The organism is Neiella marina (genome assembly GCF_002165625.1).
Lineage (GTDB): Bacteria > Pseudomonadota > Gammaproteobacteria > Enterobacterales > Neiellaceae > Neiella > Neiella marina.
This window is the reverse complement of the sequence record NZ_NGNS01000026.1, coordinates 16,663-36,221: the sequence shown is the minus strand read 5'-3', so window position 1 is coordinate 36,221 and position 19,559 is coordinate 16,663. Positions and strand designations below refer to the sequence as shown.

Here is a 19,559-nt window from a genome sequence, read left to right as displayed (position 1 = left end):
GCAAGGCTTCCTCCATTACTACAGGCTAAATCAAATTATTTAACGATTCGCTTAGCGGCAGTATTCAGGGCGTCTTCAACACTTTGCGTGCCAGAAGTGATGTTCTTCAGTGCAGATTCCATCGCACCCCAGAATTTACCCATAGCGTTTACGTTAGGCATTGGTTCACCCGCTTGAGCGTTAGCGAATGTAGCGGCAATGTTTGGATTGCTTGCCAGTTCGCTCATGTACTCTTTGTGTGGAACCGCGCCAAGAGGTACGTCAGCATTCACTGTAGACAGACCTTCTTTGTTCAGCAGGTAGTTTTCCAAGAACTCTTTTGCCAAATCTTTGTTAGGAGACGCAGCGTTGATTGCACCAGCAACAACACCAACAAATGGCTTAGATGGGTTACCGCCAACACTTGGGATGAAGGTTACGCCGTAATTGATACCACTCTTCTCGACGTTACCCCAAGCCCAAGGGCCGTTGATCATCATCGCAACTTGACCAGAGTTGAACTTAGACTCCATCACAGAGTAGTTCGCACCAGTTGGCATCATACCGTCGTCGATCATTTTCTTGATCAGTGTTGCGCCTTGTACTGCACCTTTGTTGTTTACGCCGGTGTCATTCACGTCATATGCACCATTCTCATATTTGAATGCATAAGCGCCGTTAGCAGCTAATACTGGCCAAGTGAAGTAAGTGTTGTTGTAGTCCCAAAGAATGGCGTTTTTGCCTTTCTTTTGTAGCTCTTTGTCGAGCGCTGGGATTTCTTCAAACGTTTTTGGTGGGTTTGGCACCAAGTCTTTGTTGTAGATCAAGCCGATTGCTTCAACAGACAATGGGTAGCCGTAAACTTTACCGTCAATGGTTACTGCGTCCCAAGCGAAGTCTTCAATCGCCGCTTTAGTCTTAGTTGCTGGTTCAACAGGAGACAGCAAACCGGCACTTACCCAGTCACCGAAACGGTCGTGTGCCCAGAAAAAGATATCTGGACCATCGCCAGTAGAAGCCGCTTGCTGGAACTTACCAGTTGCGTCGTCTGGGTGTTGCACTTCAACAGGAACGCCCAGCTCTTGCTCAAACTTCTTACCAACTTCAGCAAGACCGTTGTAGCCTTTGTCACCGTTAATCCAAATTAACAGTTTGCCTTCTTCAATTGCTGCAACAGAAGCGGACATGCCCAAAGTTGCAACTGCTACGGCCGTAGCCAACAATGAAGTTTTCATTTCGCCTTTTCCTTTTTTGAGATTATTTGAGCTTATAGCTCTAGATATTATTCTAGGGGTTACCCCTAACCTAGCCGCCGAAAGTTTAGTCCATGGCATGGCTTCGTCATATGACGCAACTCAAATTTTTGAAACCAGCTTTCAACGACAACCACAAAACGGTCAAAAGTCAGGCAATTTTTCCAAAAATTATTCTCAAAATACTGACAATTTTTTTTCAGTCTTTTGAGAAACCGCTTTCACAACATGAACTTGCAATACGCCCGTAATATAAAACCGCTATAGCCTTCAACTTTCAGAATTATGAAAGTTTGTTACCGGTTTCACCGAGTTTAGCGAGGGATAGTAAGAGCTCCCAATTGGCGCTAGAGCAAGTATGGACGCCAACCGAGAAAACGCAAATGAAACAGAGAGCTAGTTACTCAATTAGGTAAGTTTGCGGATTAGCTGATCTTTTAGATTGGGAGGGATTTCAGTAATAACTAATCTGTCTTGCTGAACATCATAAGTGACTCGATCGCCCAACAATGATGCATCAAAACTGATTGAGACTCCTTTGCCGGTTCCAGCAAAGCGAGTTAACTGTTTTAAGGTCTTTATTTCCGGCTCCATGGACTCTGGCAATGGTTCCTCAGTACTGGCAATGAAATCACTAAAACTGACCTCGGCAGGTGCACTGATTAACTCAGATACGCCACCAACTTGCACCGACTCACCTGCATCCTGACGTTCCTTACAGTAGTTGACGAGCTCTTTTTTGACTTCAGCTTGAACTTCTGGCGCCGCAATGTACTGATCGCAGAATTCCGATACCGCGGCGCCCAACTGTTCTGCTTGCGCTTTCCGATCGACTAGTTCTTCAATGGCCATCGAATCGAGGAAGAAATCGGCGACCTTTCGGCCTGCTCGTCCTTTAACGAAGGTCGCGAAGTTCTCTTGCTCTGTGGCCAGCAACATCAAATCAAAGCGAATTGCCAATTGCAAAGCATCGGCATCAAGAAACCTAAAGCGACCAATTTCCATATTTTCGTTGCAGGTCACTTTTTCTTTAACCGGCACTTCGGAAATCAATAGAAAATGCTGCGCCACATATCGATACTCAGCAAACAATAGATAGCATTCATTTGCCAGGCCATAAGCTTCCATTTTTGATGCGATAAGCTTGCAGGTCTGTTGGCTGAACTCGACAAAGTTGTCATCAGTCTGATTTTGCAACATAGTCGGAAAAGGGCTGTCGCCATCTTCGACAAAGCGCCCTATTCCCTTGCTTGGCTTAGCATTAAAGCGCTGATGCAACTCAGCAACAAGCTGGCAAGCAGTGTCTGACAAAGCGACTTCTTGCTGCTGAAATTCAGGCTCAAGCAAGCCTTCTGCATTATTTTTAATTCGATGAATGATAAAATGTTCGAGTTCGACCGACATAGTGAGAGTCCGAAGATTGATTCACGGCTCGCTATGTTACACTAGAAGCTGTATTTACAAAGTGAAAATCCCTCAATGCCAATTCAATCAAAATACTCCAACCAACAAGTAGAATCGTTAATGGCCGAGCTTTCCGAGGTGTTCAGTAAACACCAAGCACCATTAGATTTGGAACTTATGGTTTTGGGCAACATGGTCAGTCAAATCATGGCCGAACGAGTACCAGCCGCACAAAAGCAAATTTTGACCGAACAGTTTTGTTCTGTACTGAAACAAGCTGTATCTTAAGAACGCAGGAAAGCGCCGAAATCACAATAACTTGTAAGAGAGCGGATGTTGCAAAGTAACTATAGGGAAAAAGTATCAACCATCGTTGGTTGGGGGCACTGGTTTACCTTCGTCAATATTCTTATGGCGATTTCAGTCGGGGTCAGGTACGCCATCGCTGGCGGCTGGCCAACTAACTTGCTGGATAACTTGTACCTGCTGACCTATATGATGGGTCATTTTGCCTTTCTGTTCTTTGCCGGTTTTGTCGCAACCTTATTCCCGTTAGCTTTTGTGGTGCCATGGTGGCGTGTTTACCGGACACTCGCCATCATCATCGCGACGTTCGCGCAAAGCTTGTTATTGTTAGATTGCGAGTTTTATGCGGAACTGGGAATTCACAGCAATCCGCTGTTGTTTGAGTTAATGTTCAACTCCCAGAGCGACCAATTACAAGTGGTATGGTGGAAATCACTGGCTGTGGTGCTGTTAATTCTGGTATTGCAAATCGCCGTTGCCAACTGGATAAGTCGTTGGCGCGAAAGCCGTTCACGCCGAGCTCTGGGCAAACGCCTGACACAAGTATTCTTTAGCTGTTTCTTTATCTACAACTTCGCTCATGCTGCAGCCGATGTTGCCGGATATTCTGGCATCACTCGCCAGCAAGATTTCTTTCCGCTGTCGTTTCCATTAACAGCCAAAACGACATTGAACAAATGGGGCATAAGCACATCCGATTCCAGCAGTGATGCTGAGCTCAACGTTCGTTTCGAGTATCCGCTCGTGCAACCAACGGCAACCCCAGATAAAGCAACTAATGTAGTCATCGTAGTGGTGTCGTCTTTGCAGGCTGATATGCTCAACAGCACCAACATGCCATACACCACCAGTTTGGCGCGCCGGAGCCTATGGGCAAACAATTACTTCGCTACGGCCAAGAGCCACGATGATGCCATGTTTGGTATTCTATACGGCATACCTGCAACTTATAGTAAGCTTGCCACTTATGCCCAGAGCAAACCCTTCTTAACATCTTGGTTAGGGGATAACGGCTACGATCTTGCTCTGTTTTCGACCCGCAAAATTCCCGACAGCAGCCACTTGTTGCGCGACTTTGACGAGCATTATGTGCCAACGCAACGTGTCAACGCTGCTATTGCCGATACTGCGACACTCCACCATTGGCAAAAACACTATGAAGCACATCAGGAGCAACCAAGTTTCCACCTCATTAACTTGATGGGAGTTGAACGATTTGCCACTCCGCCGGGGTTCAGCAACCCATTTCAGCCAGATTTGGAAGGCGTACTGCTACTCGACGATGAAGCAGAAATGGATACTTTAGCGCTGCAAAACCGCTATAAGAATGCGGTATTGCATACCGACCAGCTAATCAATTATGTCGCTAACAACATCGATTTTGATAATACGATTTTGATTATCACCAGTGACTCAGGTTGGTCGTCGAGTCAAATTCCTGCTCAGCAATCTCGCTCAGAAATACTCGACGATGTTGCCCATGTGCCTTTCATTATGGCTGGGGCAGGTATATCTCCTAAAGTACACTCAAGTCTCAGCAGTCACTATGACATTTCCGCGACCTTGGCAGAATTGCTAACAACCGACCAGATTAACAGCGCGGACATTAGTAGCGGTCGTTCAATGCTCGGCAATCAAACCCATCAATGGTTATTATTGGGTCGCCAGAGCACCTTTGCCGTCGTTGAACGTGACCGCCTCACCTTGGTTTATAAGTTCGGTGACTACGAGATCTATGACAACAATATGCAGCTCAAACCAAATGAGCTGTTGCGCATTGCACCAATGGCAAATGCGGTAAGAGAGATGCAACGTTTCACCGGTAGAGACACCGATTGATTAAACTCCGAGCAAACAGCGGCCGACAAGTCAGATACGCTTGCATTTCGAAGCAAACTGAATAAGATAGCTGCTCTTGTCTCCACGTAGCGCAGCCTGGTAGCGCACCGTCATGGGGTGTCGGGGGTCGCAGGTTCAAATCCTGCCGTGGAGACCATTTCATACAAAGGCTTAGCTTCGGCTAGGCCTTTTGTATATCTGGTTATCGGTAATTGCTTAAAGTCCTGGTGCTGGCGTTACCTGCAAGCACCGGTAGGCTTTAACCGCGCGCACTACTCAACAAACTACAATCAGTTAGCCATCACCAGTATGTGCTGTTCTTTGTTGTACTCAGTAACCACTCATCGTCCGAGTTGAGCTCAGCAATTTACGACGACTCTAGCGCTCTTATTCGACACCTACTTGACCAGTGAAAAGGCAAAAAAAAGCCTCGATATGAATCGAGGCTTTTATGCTATCGGCGTTAGCTATTACAGTGCAATACCCTGCTGAGTCGCTTTACTCTTAATGTAGTTCGCCCAACCTTTTGCGGTCTTGCGAGTCGAAGGATCGCTGGTCGCTCGGGTCGCATAAGTATGCGCGGACTTCAGATCTTTCTTATACAAGTAAGCCTCTGCAATCATCATGTTTGCTGAGCCTTTCTTCTCAACACCACTCTTAATTGCGTTCTTAGCAGCTGCGATCGCCAAGTTATACTCTTCGATCATCAGGTACATACTTGCTTGCTTACGATACAAGTCACCATCACCGGCCAGCTTCGCGGCTTCGCCATAGAACTTAGCGGCTTTATCGAAGTTCTTAGAACCACGATAGCCATTGGCGATTTGCGTTAGCATCTTCTCATCACGCTTTACTTCACCGCTGTTGACGTGCTTTTCGAGCAACTTAGCGGATTTGTAAGGAATGTTCTGGTTGTAATACAACTGAGACAACGCCTTGAACTGGTTTTCCTTGGTAAACAAGCCTTTCTTGTACGCAAGGTCCATGGTTGCAAGAGCTTTTTCATAGTCGTCAACCAGCATGTAGAACATGCCTAGCTGTGCCCACCACTTCTCATCTTCTGGGAATAAGCTAACAAGGTCTTCCAATACCTTCACGGCATTCTTGTATTGCTTACGCTCATAATAAGAAGTGAGCTTGAGAACATATGGATTTTTGTCTGGCTTGTCAGCAATCGCAATTGCCTTATCAGCCAGCGGGATCATATCGGCATATTTTTCTAGCTCGTAGCTGGCTTGCGCCATACGAACATAGACATTTTTGTCTTCAATGCCGGTGTAATCCATCCATGACTTGTAGCTAGCAATGGCATCTGTGTACATCTTTTCCTGCATTTGCAGATCGCCCAGAAGCTTAATGCCTTCTGCTTGTTCCCGCGGGTTCAAAATCGCAGGAGCAACGGCTTTCTTGATGTAATCAATTGCCTGCTTCGTTTTACCTTCTTCACCAGCCATTAAGCTACCGATAAAGCGGTTTAGGTAGGCCTTGTCGAACTCTGTTTTGGCATTGATATCCATCAGCAGATCGAGGGCTTCTTTCACTTTATCCGCAGAGTAAAGGTCGTATGCCTCGAAAACCTTCTTACCAACTTTCGGAGAAGCAACCTTAGTTTTGTGCTTAGGGTACTTTTCTTTCAGGGCTTTGGTTAACGGGTCAACCTTTTTCTGCTCTTCTTTCTTGGCCATAGCTGGTGCAGCGATGAACAACTGAGAAGACAGAGCGACAGCGGCGCAAAGCACACCAGTCAAAACAACGTTTTTACGTTTCATTGTTTTTCTCCTTAGTTACCCAGTTTGAACTCTAGCACAACCTGCTGGTTGAACTGTTTCATCGCTTTACCGTCTTCAACTTTTGGCTTGTACTTCCACTTCCGTAGAGCACGTTTTGCCTCTTTGTCGAACACGCGTTTCGGATCAGCATCGATCACGGTTACGTCTTCCACACCACCCAGTTCGTTAATGGTAAAGCTCATTTTAACCCAACCTTCTTTACCATCTCGAGCTGCTTTGATCGGATACTTAGGCTCAATCCGAACAATTGGTGTTGCTTCACCGTCACGGTTAATCGCCGTTGGCGCGGTGAATCCGCCGCCGCCCGAAGTTTCAATTCGTGGCGCATCTAGGTTGATAGATGGCGCTGAATTATCAACAGGGTCTGGCTCAACCGGAGGCGTCTTAGGCGGCGTCTTCGGTGGCGGTGGTGGCGGTGGTGGCCGTTTCCGAGTCATCGGTTTGGCTTGTTTTTCCGCAACCAAAATGTCGATTACCACTGGCTCACTGCCCTTATCGGGGGCTCGTGCACTGTTAGCAATCAGCTCAGCCATGAATACAAACAAGCCAAAGGTAACCGCGATGCCGACCAAAACTGATACGAGCAATCGCAACATATTAACCTCCAGATGCAGCAGCAATAGAGATCTTATCGATACCGGCTTCTTTGATCTGGTCCATGACCTTCACAACAATGCCATGCTTCGCTTCTTTATCAGCCTGGACAACAACTGTGTCAGTTGGCTGCTCAGCTAGCATACGTTCGATATTCGCCGTTACACGTTCAACGTCGATCATACGACGGTCCATATGGACTTCACCGTTTTCTTTGATCGCGATGAAAATGTTGGCGCTAGGCTCTTTACTGGTGTTGTTAGCCTTAGGCTTGTTCACCTGAATACCTGCCTCTTTCACGAAAGAGGTGGTTACAATGAAGAAGATCAACATGATGAACACGATGTCGAGCATCGGCGTCATATCAATTGCTGCTTCTTCGTCTTCACGTCTTGTTTTACGTGCCATTTATCAATCTCTCTTAGTGATGTGGCAGGCTGTCAACCAATGAGGCCTTAGCCATTTTCACTTTTGCTTCGAGGCGTGAGCTAAAGAACACACCAGACAAAGCAGCTACCATTCCCGCCATAGTCGGAATTGTGGCCATGGAGATACCTGAGGCCATCAGACGAGGGTTACCGGTGCCCTGTGTGGCCATGGTTGAGAAAACCTCAATCATGCCGGTAACGGTGCCAAGTAGTCCGATTAGGGGACACATGGCTACCAACGTTCTGATAACAATCATTCGAGCTGTAATACGTCCATTGGCGTCTGCAATCCAGTAATCTCGGATGCGGTGCGCAGTCCAGGACGTGGTATCCACTCGAGCATCCCAGCGAGCAATAATATCTTTACGCTCTTTTGGGAACACCCAGGTTAAAAACCAGTAGCGCTCGATCATTAAAATCCACATGAGGCCGAGCGCGAATGCAACAACGTAAAGTACGTTACCGCCGGTCGCCACAAAATCCCTGACGGTTTCCCAGAGGCCCATCAGGAATAACATTAGGCTTTCTCCTGCTCAGCGTGCTCGGCAACAATACCTGCACTTTGCTCGTCAATGATTGACAAGATGGTTTTGGCACGACCAGCAGCCAAGCTGTGAGCCAGAATCAGAGGCAGAGCCGCGATCAGACCTTGAGCTGTAGTCACCAGAGCCATAGAGATAGAGCCTGCCATGATCTTCGGATCACCAGTACCGAACAGAGTAATCGACTGGAAGGTACCAATCATACCGGTAACTGTACCCAATAGACCCAACAGCGGAGCAATAGCAGCGAAGATCTTAATCAACGAAATACCGCGCTCAATTTTTGGAAGTTCACGCAGAACCGCTTCATCCAATTTCAGCTCGAGAGTTTCAAGATCAACGTCTTTGTTTTGCTGACCAACCATCAAGATACGACCCAGTGGGTTCTTGTCGCTTGGGTTGCTAAGGTTTTTCTGTTGGGCACGGATTTTACCGCCAACCAGAGTCAGAACAACGATACGCTCAAGAGCAATCAACAAGCCAATTGCCAGTACACAAGTAATGATGTAACCAACAACACCACCTTGGTGATAGCGCTCAGTCAGCGTTGCTTTCTGCATCAACAGACCTAAGATTTGGCCACGAGATGGGTCAATGAAGACTGGACCAACACCAGAGTCAACGTTCATGAATGACTGGATAGCAGAAACCATGTGGCTGCCAGGCTGACGACCTAGAGGCTGAACTTCGCCTTTAGCAGCGTCGAAACGCAGGTAACCGTCTTGACCAACGATGCCGAAAGAACCGATACGAATCACTTCTTCGTTTACCACATCACCGTTCAGCTTAGTTACGTCAGTGTTGAAACGGACAACCTTGCCAGACTCGGTCATTTCAGTTTGCAGAGCAATCCACAGTTCTTCGAGCTCTTCAAGCTTAGGAAGTGCTTTTGCTTCAGCCAGCTCTTCCAGCAATGCTGTACGACCTGGGTATTGAGCACTAACAACTGAAGTAGAGATACGGCCAACTGCTTCACCAGCAGAGCTACGTACAACACCGAACATCTCACCCAGGTTACCCTTGGCGTTTTCTAGTTCAGTTTCTTTCTCTGCAATCAAGTCTTGGTTGTCAGCGAAAGCTTGCTTCAGTTCTTCACCGCGTTGCAAAGCAGCAGCCAAATCAGCTTTAGATTTGTTAACACGGGCTTTCATGTTGGTGCGGTCTGCTAAGAATTCAGCTTCACGCTTTTTGTTCAGTTTACGCTCAGAAACACGATCGCTTTTTACTTGTTCAAGCAGTTGGTCAAGAGTTTTAGAAGCGTCTGCTGCTGTTGCCGGCATTACTGCTGACGCTGAAACAGCGACGGCGGCAGCGAAAAGAATCGATTTAGTCAGTTGCTTCATTTGGCAGTCTCCGCAGCACTAATTGGCAAAGTAACCAGATCAAACGGGGCTTGCTTACGAGCCATACGGATGGCTGTTGTAATTGGACGCAAGTACTCGTCACCCAATTTAACCCACTCGCGAGTTGCGTTGTCCCAAACCCAAACATTCTTCTGGTCCAGAGACTGAGCAACGAAAGCGATGCGGCCCAAGTGGAAGTAGTCAACAGAGATGTCGGTACCTTGGTAGTTCAACTTACCTTCGTACGCACGGATTTTTGTGCCGTACTCGTTCTCTACCATGTAGGCTTCGATAACTAAGCGGAATTGCTCAGAAACAGAAACGTTAGACATAGTCATGGCATCACGCAGTTTGCTGATGCGGTCCTGACGCTCGTCCATGTTAATTGGCACATCAAGAGCAACAAATTGCTCGAGCGTGTCGATCATGCGATACATCAAAGGAACAACACCACGAGCAGTGCGGTCGATGCTATCGATTTGATCTTGCAAAGACGCAACAGCTTCGTTCTGGTCAGCTACCAGAACAGAAACGTGGTCGTTATAGATTTTCTGATTTTCAATCTCGTCAAGAGTTGTACGGTACTCTTCGAGAAGGATTTGAGTTTGGTCTACGACGTTATCAATTTTAGCTTGTGATTTAGCTGCATCTTTGTGAATTGCAGCACTCGCTTTTTGTACGTCGGTAAGAGGCTCTGAGATAGCCGTGCCTGACACGACCATAGCGCCTGCAAGCGCAGTAGCTACCAGGCTTCTCTTGATCAATTTGGACATAGTTCCCAACCAACAATCGAATTGAACGGCCCCGCGATTAATTCACTGAATTAAAGGGGGGTGTGAAGCTTTCATTAGTTTTTTATCACCATCCCATTAATGGCGATAATGGCGAAGAATGTTCTACCATTTACCCCGGCATGTCAACGCGCCCCGGGGCTGCTACGGGGGCTAAACTGTAGTTTATTGACAACAGTCAAATAAACCGGTTTCCCAAAATTTCGAGCGATATTTTTATCTTTAGAAAACAAAAGGATAGAATTGTTTTTTTGATGTAACTAATTGATGTGTCGACTATTTTTCAGCCGCATTTGTTGGAAACTCGAACTAAATTAGCTGTAAAGTAGATTTCACAAGGCTGTGATTAAATTGAAATATGTGATCACAATCTCACTACGGAAGTTGTTCACATTTCTTTCACATCTGAAAGAAGCCTGAAATTTTGTTTCTAAATGACACGTAGTTACGACTTTTCATGACAACCATCATTTGATTTGAAAATATTTGCACCGAGAGCCGCTAATTATCTGGTTTGGGAGCCACCTCTCGAATCTGACAGTTTTGATCGGAAAATTACAACTTCAGCGTAACTCGATCCCCTTCAACACTATTTCATTATCAATCAAGCAATAAAAAAGCCCGCTAGCGATGCTAGCGGGCTTTTAGATTGGTTATAAAGCTGCTTAGAACTTAGCAGTTACACCAACGTAGTAGTAACGACGGACTGCATCGTAAACGTCTGCGGCCGTGTTAGTACCAGTTACGTCACCAGGTACGCCCTGACCCAAGAATGGAGGCTTCTTGTCAAACAGGTTGTCAACACCAGCGAAGAACTCGAAGTTGTCGTTGAAGTAGTAACGAGCGTTCAAGTCATGGTAGGTGTAAGAACCGATAGTACCGTATGTTTCTTTAGAATCGTTCTCAACGTAGACACCATCCAAGTAGCGCATGGTCCATGCAACTTGGTAGTCGCCATTAGCATAGGTGGTACCGAAGTTGGCTTTCCAATCTGGAGCACCAATTTCACCTTGGCTATCAACTTTCTCACCGCCAGCAAACGGTTCGAAGTCGTTAGTCATTGAGTGGTTACCGATGAGGTTAAACATCAAGTCGCCACCGTAGAAGTCCATGCCGTAGTCGATAGTGAAGTCAACACCTTCGGCTTCAAACGTCGCAACGTTAATTACTTTGTCATCGATACGCAGAATCAAACCAGTGTTCGGATCACGCTCAATCAGTGAACAGAATGGGTTGCTCGGGAAGCTGCTCTGGCGAACACACTGGTCAGCAGTGGTTTGCGCAGTAAAGCCGTTGATCGCGTCGTCTACAGTAATTTTGTAGTAGTCGACGGTCATGCTCAAACCTTCAACTTGAGAAGGCGAGTAAACGAAACCAAAGGTCTTGGTGTCTGACTCTTCTTCTTCCAAGTCTGGATTACCAGCGGCTAGACCACCAGCACTACGGATGTTAATTGCAAATGGGTCAAGCGTAGCAGTGCCTGGAATAGTCGCACAGTTAGCTTGTACTTCAGCGCTTTGCTCTTCATAAGTTTCACCAGTTGCGCTGGTGCCACCGCGGCCACCAAGAGCACATGGGTCAACTACGTCACGGAAGGTTTCTGAACCTGGGTCAAACAAGTCGTTGATGCTTGGGGCACGTACCGCAGTAGAGATACTACCACGAACCATCAAGTCTTCCGTTGGACGCCAGTCCAAACCAACTTTGTAAGTGCTGTTAGTACCTACAGTGCTGTAGTCAGAGTGACGAGCAGCAAATTCGAAGCCCAAGTAATCAGCAAATGGTGCGCCATCTAATACTGGCACAATACCTTCTACGAAGAACTCATGAACATCGTAATCACCTTTGGTGTTAGGCGTGGTGTTACCAGAAGTCAAACCAGACTGAGCCAGAGAGTCAGAGTTGAACTTACTCTCTTCTTCACGCCAGTCATAACCGACGGCCATCACTACTTCACCAGCAGGCAATTCAAATACAGGACCAGAAATCACAGCACCAATCGCTTCTTGCTCCATGCGAGAAGTCAACTGGCTATCAACAGAAACCCAATCCAGCGCTGCACCTTCGATTGAACCGCGGCCGAATACATTGATTGGCACACAACCTAGGTCACGAGCAAAGTCATCAGCACACTGATAACCGCCTTCACCATCTTCTTCAACACGCAATGCGTTGTAGAAGTTCAGGGTATTAAATACACCACCGTTGGTTTGGTCTTGGCTGAAGTTACCGTACTGGTAGTACACTTCGTAATCCCAAGTATCAGCGATAGTACCTTCCAAACCGAATGCGGTACGGAATACTTTACGCTGAACGTCACTAGTACGAGGACCAAGCTCAACGAAACGGCGGTACATAGTGATTTCTTCTGCATCTGGGTTAGCAACCAGAGCAGCATCACGCAACTCGTCTGGAACAAATGGGTTTGCCAGAGGAATACGGATGTTAGGAATACTGTTACCAACACTGATGAACTCACCAGTAATGGTTGGTTCCAAACGAGAATCAGAAGTCAGCTGGTTGTAAGAAGTTTCAGTGAAGAAACGCATTTCATCAGTAATGTCATACGTGATGTTGGCGTTCATCTGGTAGCGCTCTGATGGAACACGAATGATACGCTCACCGTTACGGTTGAAGCCATCTTCAGCAGCCACGAAAGGCTTGTCCCAAAGGCCAGTTGACTCGTCTTGAGTAATCAAAGCCGCATTAGGAGTACCAGAACCGATTAAGAAGTTACCCTTAGGACCAAAGCTAGAGTTAACTGCATCAGCTTCAGACATTTTACGGTCGCGAGAATAGAGAGGGTCTTTACGGCTGTAACCGATGTAAACCACTGCGTTACCTTTGTCGCCAGCAAAGTTGCCACCAACTGTCGCAGAAATATCTTTTTCTTCAGCGCCGCCTAGATCTGAATCACCATAACGAGTGTCAATCTGAAGGCCTTCGAAGTTGTCCTTCATGATGAAGTTAATTACACCAGCGATTGCTTCAGAACCGTAAACGGCTGCAGCACCACCAGTTACAACTTCAACACGCTCAACCAGGTTTACTGGGATCATTGACACGTCAACAGTTGTTGAACCAGCAGAGCCACCGATGTGACGACGGCCGTTAACCAAGATCAGTGTACGCTCTGAACCCAAGTTACGCAGGTCAACTGTGTTCAAACCAGTCGTTGTAGTACGGAAGTTAGTACCGGTATCGGTAGAACCTGGAACACCAGCTGAAGGCAGGCGGTTAATGAAAGAAGCGATTTGGTTTACACCAGAAATCTGAATCGACTCTTCATCGAATACAGAAATCGGAGAGGTCGCTTCCAAGTCAGTACGCTTAATGCGTGAACCTGTTACCTGAATGCGCTCCGCATCGCCTTTTTTAGCTTCTGTAGTTTCTTCTGCTGCAATAGCAGGAGCAACCGCCACGGTAGAAGCAGCTGCTACGCCGAAAACGGCAAAGCGCACTGCTGCTGCAAGTTTGTTGCTAGCAAACATGATTTATTTTCTCCCTGGACCACGTTGAGACGCGGTTTATGTTTATGTACCAGTTGATCTGGCTATATTTCACCAAGTCATAGCGACCTGATCTGTCGCATCTGATATAACCACACTCAGAAATGTGACGTCAACAACTTTTTTAAGATTGAGTAACAAAAGGTAGGCATTTAGAAACAAAAGTGAACAAACTACAAATTTTCTGATGTATACAATTTTAAATAAAATTAATTCAACCACTTAACCCAAATGAAATATGAATTCTTCACACTTTGAAACAAAATAATTATATGGAAATAATGAATAGTTATTCAGCGCACTTATTCCATTAACTATTTGAGTCGCCAAAAAAGATCTAAATCAAAGACAAATTCTTTTGTTAGACTACCGGCCCTATAGTCAAAAGAGAGTTCACATTGGAATTCATTTCACCCGAGATTTGGGCTTTACTGAGCTTAGCGGCGTTTGTTGCAGGCTTTATCGATGCCATTGCTGGTGGAGGCGGATTGTTAACCATCCCTGCTCTGTTATTCGCCGGCTTACCGCCCCACTTAGCGCTCGGAACGAATAAACTTGCAGCCAGCTTTGGCAGCTTAACCGCTAGCATCACGTTTTATAAGAAACGTCTGTTTTTCCCTAACTTTTGGTTAGTAGCCATGGCTTGTACTGCTATCGGCGCAGCCTTAGGCACAGTTGCGGCTTACTTTACTAATCAGCAAGTATTAGAAAAGGCGCTTCCTATCATTGTGTTATTCACTGCGGTTTACAGCTTACTGACTAAGTTAAAAACGCCTTCCAATGCAACCGACCCTAACACCCCGCCATCGCAGGCCAAACAATGCGTACAGGGCACTGTGCTGGGCTTTTATGATGGCATCGCCGGGCCAGGAACCGGCGCGTTCTGGACCCTATCAACTCTAAAGCTACACAAATTAGATTTACTCTATTCGTCGGGCGTTGCCCGAACCATGAACTTCATTAGCAACTTTGTTAGCTTAGTGACCTTCATTATATTGGGACAAGTTAGCTGGCTGATTGGTTTGAGTATGGGTCTTTGTATTATGGCTGGCGCGTACATTGGCGCACATTCTGCCATCCGCTTTGGTGCCAACCTTATTCGACCTATTTTTATTACTGGGGTATCACTGCTAGCAATAAAGCTATGTTGGAACGCGTGGGCATGACAGCAACCAAACAAACCGTATTGCAACTCGAAAGGCGCATTGAGCAAGCCAAAGGCATGCTTAGAGTTGATCAACAGCAGCAATCCGATAAACCCGCTCCAATCGCTTTTGAATCGCTGTCTCTAGCCACTCCTGACCATGAACTTTATCGCGCGCTGGATTACATTCACTCGCAAGTCAAACAATTAACCTCCGACCAGCTAACTGAAACAAATGGCAATATTTCATTACACAAGTTGGCGTTTATTGGCGATCAGTTGGCTAAAATTTGGCGCATCATAACTGTAAAAAACCAGCAACCTAGAGCAACGAACGCACCAAAGCCTGACTTTAACAAAAATTACAATATCGACTGGTCAAATACTGAGCAAGAACTGACTAAGCTCAAGGGATTTGAGCAGCGGTTAGAACAGCAATTAACATTTTTGATCGACCAAGGCGCATCGGCTGCAAAAACCAATTACGCTCGACAACGTCTGATGCGCTGTCAAGATACTATCAGCCTTATCGAAAACGCTCGCAAGGACTCCGAATAATGACAACCCTTTATCGAATCGCACTGATTTGCACCACTTGGCTTGTTACCCAATCAGTTTGTTTTGCCGGCTCTATAGCAGTTCCAGAACATCTCCAGATCATTACCCTCAATGGCGAAAAACAAACCTGGTACTTGTTGATGGACAAAGAAGACTACCCTCTTAATGAGGGGATCAATACGCTCACGGTAAGATACCGCGATTTATTGGAATCGGATTATGACGACACCCACCAAACAATCACATCTGAGCCCGTTTCGCTGACTTTTAACGCTATAGCCAATGGTCAGTATTCGCTGCAATCAAGCCGTCCCCTGACTGAATCTGAAGCGCTCGCGTTTGCGAAAAAGCCAACCATCACCATCATAAGTAATGAAGGTCAACAAGTGGCGCTACTCAAGCCGACTTACACTGCCGCAAAAGCCGCCCCGACAACGGCAACTGATCATTTCACTACCGACACCCAAGCGAACCAAGCCCAAGCTGCGCCACATAATACCAGCGCCTCGCCGAGCAATACTGCAGGGCAAATGCTTCGTTACTGGTGGCAACAAGCCGACCCGGCCACTCGACAGGCATTTTTGACAGAGGTTTCTGAGCAAGCCAAGTAATTCACAAAAGCGCGCTTGTCATTACCAAGGTCTAGACTTATGTGTTATACCAAGCGCAGTAAATAGCAGCGAACGACAGGACGAGAGAGTTAATGATTTTCGACAACTTATACAATTATTACGAGCGCCTTATCGCCAACTACATCGCAAAATTGCCATCTCTGGAAGGCAAGGATCCTGAGTATTTGGCTGACCTATGCTGCTTAGCGCTAAATCAGCTACCAGCTCGATATATCCGACACGAAGTCGACATGGCGTTTTATCTGCCAGCGTCAGAACGATTGTCGATGGAAATGAAAGTGAGAGAAGCAATTGATAAGTCAATTGAGTTTCTCGAATCAGACGAATCTTTGAGAAGTTAGTAAAATATCGAAGGGTGTAATGTTTGCATCAAAAGCCTGCATAGCGCCATTTTTTGAATCAATAAGTTACATTCCAATTTGCAGCATAAGTTTGCATAAAATTGAAGCGTAAGTTTGGCATATCAAAACTTTGCCGTAGTAAATTTACAATATGCTTTTGCCATATTTTCTTTGCCAACTCTCTTGCCGTCATAAAGGGAGTGCTCAGTTTATTCCCTTTGTATGAATAAGCTGAGCATTTAACTCAAAACTGAAAAGTTGTGGTGTTGCGATAATGGCTATACGTCGCAGCACATATTCCGACATAACGCGTTAGAACATTTATTTAAACTAACCCAGACCGTCGATTCGATTAGAACCGCTGCTTTCCGGGGTCGCAAAAGGGCTCGTTGGCCGCTCGCGTTGCCAATACGTTTTTGCGCGAAGTCGTTGCTCACTGTGACTACGGTATTGATCTGCACACAGGCGCGATTCATCGCTCTGCCTTGCCGCAAATTCGCGCCAACTTAGCGGATCAAGAAACACTTCGTATTGCAGAGGAGTTTGGTGTGCCGGTGTTGCTCAATGCTGATTTACGTGATGGTTCGTTGCGAGAGGCTGCTGTCGAGAACGGTACTCGAATATTGCTTTATGAAGCTGGGCAAGCGCTTCGATTTGATGAACTATCCATTCGAGCGGGTGTGCGAGGTATCCTCAAGGTCTTAGCTGAATTGGGTATGGTCCGTCACCGTAAACGCAAAAAAGTAGAGCCGTTTATCGCCAACAAAAGTGAGTGGATTCGCTCTTCTGCTAGCGGTCTGTTACACGAATGCATCAAGCTAGGAGCAAACGTCGAAAAAGGTCAAGTATTGGCGCAAATACACAGCCCTATGGGAACTAGCTTGGGTCAAATAGTGGCTAGCCGTGCCGGTATTGTGATCGGAAAGCAAAACATTCCGCTGGCGCAAGAGGGTGACGCTATATATCACATCGCCTACTTTGATGAAGAGCCCGAAGAAATTGTTGAGCACATTGAAAAGCTGCAAGATGTTGTTATGCCCGTAGCAGCGCAATGAGGATGAGAGCGAATGAAGAAAATGGTGATAGGAAGCTTGGAGCTCTGTGCATTGCCTGAGCTGGGCATTAATGATTTACAAATTAGAGTCGATACTGGAGCAAAAACCTCATCTTTGCATGTGGATAATTTAAAACAAACAACGAAGGCTGGTCGACCTTATGTAAGCTTTGATTTGCATCCAGATATCTACAATCTAGAGCAAGTGGTTCAGTGCCAAGCGCCTCTCCATGATTCGAGACGAATAAAGTCGTCAAATGGAGGAACAGAGGTTCGTTGTGTGATTCGTACCTTGATTCGCATGGGTGAACAAGAATGGCCCATTGAAGTGACATTAACTAATCGTGAAGACATGAGTTACCTTATGTTGTTAGGACGTGAAGGAATGGGCGATCGGGTATTGGTTGATCCGTCGCAGTCGTTTTTAATCGAATCTCCTTGAGGTTGTAATTTATGTCAGATGAACACCTTCATTGCGCAGATAAAGACAGCACTAACTTACTAGCTGTCACCCTGCAAAATTTAAAGCTAGACGACACATCTGACGCACGCGACTTAAGTTATCTATCAGATGCATCGCATGAAGATTTGTCAAATATCATTGAGTCTATAACTGATAGTTATCGCCCCGTGATTTGGGCGGCTATTAATCGAGAATCTTGGTGGGCTGTTTTACACCTGTTGCAAACGGCAACAGCACAGCACCTACTGACCCGATTAACCTCTGAGCAGCAATTCAGCTTGGCTGCCGACATGTCGGAATCAGACCTGATTTTCTTCGCCGATATATTGCCATCGCACATTGTCGATGCGTTTTTAGATCGACAAGAGCCCGAACTTAGTGAGCAGCTTCAAACCGCATTAGCATACGAAGAAGAGCAAGTCGGTCGATATGTTGATAATAGAGTTCTCATTATTAGCTCTTCCTCAAGTATTAAGCGTGTTTTAGAGAAACTTCAGCAGCAACAGGACGTACAAGCGATTTGCCTAGTCGCTCGAGGTGGCAATTTCGTGGGTATGTGTGACTGGCACGATTTATACAATACCGATCCCGTTACGAAAGCTTACAAAATCGCCAAGCAGATGGCACCGCTAGATCACGAGAAAAAATTGCTAGACGCTGCTCAGGGTGTCAATGATCTGCCAATTGGCGGCTGGCTCCCCGTGGTTAAAGACAACAATGTCATCGGCGTGATTGCCATAGAGAATTTGTTCCTGCGCCTGAAAGAAAAAAGTCTCGAACATTTCGTTTCAGAAGCTGCTTCGGAAGAGGAAGATCTGTTTACTCCAATTAAGCAAGCTGCCCAAATTAGGGCGTTTTGGTTGATGGCCAACCTGCTAACAGCTTTTCTTGCCTCAGCTGTCATCGGCATGTTTGAGAAAACCCTACAGCAGGTCGTTTCTTTAGCCATTCTCATGCCCGTAGTCGCAAGTATGGGCGGGATCGCGGGCAGCCAAACCTTAGCGGTTGCTCTGAGAGGGTTAGCATTAAATCACTTGCATCCGAGTAATATTCGCATGCTGCTAGGAAAAGAACTAAAAGTTGCAGCAATCAATGGCGCAGTTTTGGGTAGCCTCATTGGTGTTATCGTGTGGCAGTGGTTCGATTCTGCAGGGCTAGGTTTCATAATTACTGTAGCTATCTTCGTTAATGGCCTCGCTGCGGCAGCTTCAGGAACTATGATTCCGTTTGTATTGAAAGTGGTAAAAGTTGACCCAGCAGTAGCCGGGGCGGTTATTCTTACAACAGTCACCGATATTGTTGGGTTTATTCTTTTCCTAGGGTTGGGGTCTTTGCTTTGGACTCTAGGCTGACAGATTCTGGCTAGACACATAAGCCATGCTATCAACTTTCGCTTAACTTCTTACTGTTTTGATTGTTTTGGAAAGAGAGCTCACTAACTCTGGATATTAAATTTTAGTTTCTTGCCGGAGCCTATTTTCTCGAAGAAGTCGCACGCCTCCTATCTAAAAACACATTGTTCACTTTGGCTAACTGAAGAAGCACAATTAATACAATGAGTTAAAAGCTCCGCAATAGCCTCAGTTAGT

Annotated in this window: 17 protein-coding genes, 1 tRNA gene and 1 pseudogene; 10 read left to right on the top strand and 9 right to left on the bottom strand. The window is 46.2% G+C overall.

Features of this window, described 5'->3' with window-relative positions; translation table 11 throughout:
• Window positions 1–35: 35 nt before the first annotated feature.
• Together malE and CBE68_RS16335 are read right to left on the bottom strand one after the other, a co-directional pair.
• Window positions 36–1,214 (bottom strand): maltose/maltodextrin ABC transporter substrate-binding protein MalE, encoded by a 1,179-nt coding sequence (gene malE / locus CBE68_RS16340; RefSeq protein ID WP_087507174.1) that lies wholly within the window; start codon window positions 1,212–1,214, stop codon window positions 36–38.
• 426 nt (window positions 1,215–1,640) lie between these two features.
• The gene (locus CBE68_RS16335) at window positions 1,641–2,636 is read right to left on the bottom strand and encodes a nucleoid-associated protein (RefSeq protein WP_087507173.1); all 996 of its coding nucleotides are present in this window, start codon (window positions 2,634–2,636) and stop codon (window positions 1,641–1,643) included.
• Window positions 2,637–2,711: 75 nt separating this feature from the next.
• On the opposite strand from CBE68_RS16335, the gene CBE68_RS16330 reads away from it, so the two are divergent.
• The 3 genes from CBE68_RS16330 to CBE68_RS16320 all read left to right on the top strand — a co-directional run bounded on the left by CBE68_RS16330 (window position 2,712) and on the right by CBE68_RS16320 (window position 4,938).
• Window positions 2,712–2,924 (top strand): DUF1414 domain-containing protein, encoded by a 213-nt coding sequence (locus CBE68_RS16330; protein ID WP_087507172.1) that lies wholly within the window; start codon window positions 2,712–2,714, stop codon window positions 2,922–2,924.
• Window positions 2,925–2,969: 45 nt separating this feature from the next.
• On the top strand, window positions 2,970–4,781 hold the full coding sequence (locus CBE68_RS16325; protein WP_087507171.1) for a DUF3413 domain-containing protein: 1,812 nt from the start codon (window positions 2,970–2,972) through the stop codon (window positions 4,779–4,781).
• An 80-nt stretch (window positions 4,782–4,861) separates the two neighbouring features.
• A tRNA-Pro gene (locus tag CBE68_RS16320) sits at window positions 4,862–4,938 on the top strand.
• Window positions 4,939–5,251: 313 nt separating this feature from the next.
• Here the strand turns inward: CBE68_RS16320 and CBE68_RS16315 are convergent.
• The 7 genes from CBE68_RS16315 to CBE68_RS16285 all read right to left on the bottom strand — a co-directional run bounded on the left by CBE68_RS16315 (window position 5,252) and on the right by CBE68_RS16285 (window position 13,760).
• On the bottom strand, window positions 5,252–6,550 hold the full coding sequence (locus CBE68_RS16315; RefSeq protein ID WP_087507170.1) for a tetratricopeptide repeat protein: 1,299 nt from the start codon (window positions 6,548–6,550) through the stop codon (window positions 5,252–5,254).
• 11 nt (window positions 6,551–6,561) lie between these two features.
• A complete protein-coding gene (locus tag CBE68_RS16310) occupies window positions 6,562–7,167 on the bottom strand; it encodes an energy transducer TonB (RefSeq protein WP_087507169.1) in 606 nt (201 codons plus the stop codon).
• Between the two features lies 1 nt (window position 7,168).
• Window positions 7,169–7,573 (bottom strand): ExbD/TolR family protein, encoded by a 405-nt coding sequence (locus CBE68_RS16305; RefSeq protein WP_087507168.1) that lies wholly within the window; start codon window positions 7,571–7,573, stop codon window positions 7,169–7,171.
• A gap of 13 nt (window positions 7,574–7,586) precedes the next feature.
• Window positions 7,587–8,111 carry a MotA/TolQ/ExbB proton channel family protein gene (locus tag CBE68_RS16300; RefSeq protein WP_087507167.1) on the bottom strand — a complete coding sequence of 175 codons (525 nt, stop codon included), beginning with the start codon at window positions 8,109–8,111 and terminating at the stop codon, window positions 7,587–7,589.
• Window positions 8,111–9,478: a MotA/TolQ/ExbB proton channel family protein gene (locus CBE68_RS16295; RefSeq protein WP_087507166.1), complete on the bottom strand. Its 1,368-nt coding sequence runs from the start codon at window positions 9,476–9,478 to the stop codon at window positions 8,111–8,113. The genes CBE68_RS16300 and CBE68_RS16295 overlap by 1 nt, the downstream gene beginning before the upstream one ends.
• Window positions 9,475–10,242, bottom strand: coding sequence for a DUF3450 domain-containing protein (locus CBE68_RS16290; protein ID WP_188708289.1), 768 nt, complete (start codon window positions 10,240–10,242; stop codon window positions 9,475–9,477). The genes CBE68_RS16295 and CBE68_RS16290 overlap by 4 nt, the downstream gene beginning before the upstream one ends.
• Before the next feature lie 692 nt (window positions 10,243–10,934).
• A complete protein-coding gene (locus tag CBE68_RS16285) occupies window positions 10,935–13,760 on the bottom strand; it encodes a TonB-dependent receptor plug domain-containing protein (protein WP_087507164.1) in 2,826 nt (941 codons plus the stop codon).
• Window positions 13,761–14,176: 416 nt separating this feature from the next.
• Here CBE68_RS16285 and CBE68_RS16280 point away from each other — a divergent pair, with 416 nt between their 5' ends.
• The 7 genes and pseudogenes from CBE68_RS16280 to CBE68_RS16250 all read left to right on the top strand — a co-directional run bounded on the left by CBE68_RS16280 (window position 14,177) and on the right by CBE68_RS16250 (window position 19,322).
• Entirely contained in the window at window positions 14,177–14,944 is a 768-nt protein-coding gene (locus tag CBE68_RS16280) for a TSUP family transporter (protein ID WP_087507163.1), read from the top strand.
• Complete coding sequence (locus CBE68_RS16275) at window positions 14,941–15,480, top strand: hypothetical protein (RefSeq protein ID WP_143824603.1); 540 nt, start codon at window positions 14,941–14,943, stop codon at window positions 15,478–15,480. The genes CBE68_RS16280 and CBE68_RS16275 overlap by 4 nt, the downstream gene beginning before the upstream one ends.
• Window positions 15,480–16,091 carry a DUF2057 domain-containing protein gene (locus CBE68_RS16270; RefSeq protein ID WP_087507161.1) on the top strand — a complete coding sequence of 204 codons (612 nt, stop codon included), beginning with the start codon at window positions 15,480–15,482 and terminating at the stop codon, window positions 16,089–16,091. The genes CBE68_RS16275 and CBE68_RS16270 overlap by 1 nt, the downstream gene beginning before the upstream one ends.
• 92 nt (window positions 16,092–16,183) lie before the next feature.
• Window positions 16,184–16,453 carry a late competence development ComFB family protein gene (locus CBE68_RS16265; protein ID WP_087507160.1) on the top strand — a complete coding sequence of 90 codons (270 nt, stop codon included), beginning with the start codon at window positions 16,184–16,186 and terminating at the stop codon, window positions 16,451–16,453.
• Window positions 16,454–16,809: 356 nt separating this feature from the next.
• Window positions 16,810–17,508: pseudogene (locus CBE68_RS16260) on the top strand (succinylglutamate desuccinylase/aspartoacylase family protein); the annotation flags it as partial.
• A gap of 12 nt (window positions 17,509–17,520) precedes the next feature.
• Window positions 17,521–17,949, top strand: coding sequence for an ATP-dependent zinc protease family protein (locus tag CBE68_RS16255; RefSeq protein ID WP_087507158.1), 429 nt, complete (start codon window positions 17,521–17,523; stop codon window positions 17,947–17,949).
• 11 nt (window positions 17,950–17,960) lie between these two features.
• Window positions 17,961–19,322 (top strand): magnesium transporter, encoded by a 1,362-nt coding sequence (locus CBE68_RS16250; protein ID WP_087507157.1) that lies wholly within the window; start codon window positions 17,961–17,963, stop codon window positions 19,320–19,322.
• The last annotated feature ends 237 nt before the right edge of the window (window positions 19,323–19,559 follow it).